Source organism: Microvirga roseola, assembly GCF_020866965.1.
Lineage (GTDB): Bacteria > Pseudomonadota > Alphaproteobacteria > Rhizobiales > Beijerinckiaceae > Microvirga > Microvirga roseola.
Genome location: NZ_JAJATX010000146.1, coordinates 1 through 1,631 on the forward strand (window position 1 = coordinate 1; position 1,631 = coordinate 1,631).

The window sequence follows — 1,631 nt, forward strand, 5'->3', positions numbered from 1 at the left end:
TGGTGTGGGAGGGGTGGAACCGCGAGGCTCCCCCCTATCCCGATTATGTCTGATGCGCCGGGCCGAAGTCGGCCGCAATAGAAGAGCCTTCCCACCCGGTACGAGGCCCAGTCCTGAAGTGCGCCAACGCAACCAGGAACGAAACAGCCCGCATAGGACTCTACTCTTCCAGTGGCGACAGCTGCTTCATCCGTCAGCCTCATAGTCCATGAGTAAGGAGAACACATATGCGTAAGGCTATTGGAAGGCCGTTCGGACCCCAGAAATGGCACGCTGCGGAGTTGAGCCGAATGGTTGCTCAGGCCGGGACTACCGGACCTTTCCGAAGGGCAGGGATTTCCCTTGTCTGATCCGGAAGCCGCCCCCGCGACGCAGCCTGAGCTCATCTCCAGGAGGGTCTGGTCACCGAGTAGGGATAGCACTGGTTGCGGTCGAGGTTTAAGCCAAAGTGTTCACCAAGTTTGCCAATAGCCTCCGTATGGTCGGGATAGGGGTCCTTATTCTCAGGCCCGACAATGATGATCTTGAAGGATGGGTCAGGGTGCCCGCCAGGCGGAAGCATGGCTGTTGCCAGGCCATTTCCCTCCGCATCTCGCAAGGTCAAGAACATCGGCATGGTCCGCTGCACGTGGGCCTTTAGGCCAATGTTCTGCTCAATGAGGCTGCTGGCTGTCGGTCGATAGCTGGCTGTTGCAGCATCCCAAGCCTGGCGAAAATGCTTCTCAACCGCGTGGCTCATGATCTGCGACTCCAGGATGGCTTCACCCTCGGTCTCTATTCGGAACCAGCTTTTTTGCCCTGGGGCATCACAGATGAATTGCATACCTGATCAACGCGCAAGTCTGGCAAGAGGTTGACGTTCCCGCTTCACTCGGCCTTGAGAGGATTTCTCGCCGTGGCTTGGCGTTGTGCGACGCGACGCAGGCCTTACACCGCGCTCAACGGTCCAGACGTGGCACCTCTGACACCTGAGCCCAAGGGCAAATGAACCTAGGCAAAGCAGACGGGGGGCCGTCCTTGCGGTACTGAATGATCTCCAGCGTTTCGTCCTACCCCTCCAGGATCGCGGCCTCATAGCGCCGGATGGCCTCGGGGTCGGTGCCTTCGCCCATTCATGAAGTGTGGGTCTTGCCCGAGCAGCTTGTCCATGCTGTAGCCGGACAGATCAACGAACGATTGGTCGGCAAAAACTGGGTTGCCGGGCAGGGTGGCGTTGGTCACGAGCATCGGCATGGGAGTGCGGCGGACAGCCTCGATGAACACGCCACCCTGCTGCCGGACAGCTTCGATGTCTCGTTTGGCGACCGTTCGCTCAGCGGTGTCCGCCTTGTTCTCTTGAAACTCGTTCATTGCCAATCCGGTATGATATGGGTGCAATGAAAGAACTTGAGGTAGGTGTCTGTCCGATGTCCCGGACTGGCTCACTTGCGTGCCTTTCGGGCGGCATAGCGGGCATCCCGGGCGGCCTTTTGCTCCGCTTCCAGAGTAATCTGACGGTGGGCGCTCTCCGCCCTTTCTATCGCCTCGTTGGCTTCCTGGGCAAGACGCTGCTCATGCTCGGCCACTTGGCGGGCCTCCTGCTCTGAGGTCTCGCGCGCCTGCTCGGCGATCCTGGTGGCCTCGCGTTCGGC

Annotated in this window: 3 protein-coding genes; all 3 read right to left on the minus strand. The window is 59.8% G+C overall.

All coding sequences use genetic code 11. The features are described from left to right. Positions 1 to 382: 382 nt before the first annotated feature. On the minus strand, positions 383 to 823 hold the full coding sequence (locus LG661_RS24555; RefSeq protein ID WP_230534619.1) for a hypothetical protein: 441 nt from the start codon (positions 821 to 823) through the stop codon (positions 383 to 385). A gap of 248 nt (positions 824 to 1,071) precedes the next feature. Next, positions 1,072 to 1,350 (minus strand): hypothetical protein, encoded by a 279-nt coding sequence (locus LG661_RS24560; protein WP_230534620.1) that lies wholly within the window; start codon positions 1,348 to 1,350, stop codon positions 1,072 to 1,074. A 71-nt stretch (positions 1,351 to 1,421) separates the two neighbouring features. Further along, a partial coding sequence (locus LG661_RS24565; RefSeq protein WP_230534621.1) for a DUF6481 family protein occupies positions 1,422 to 1,631 on the minus strand: 210 nt, incomplete at its 5' end.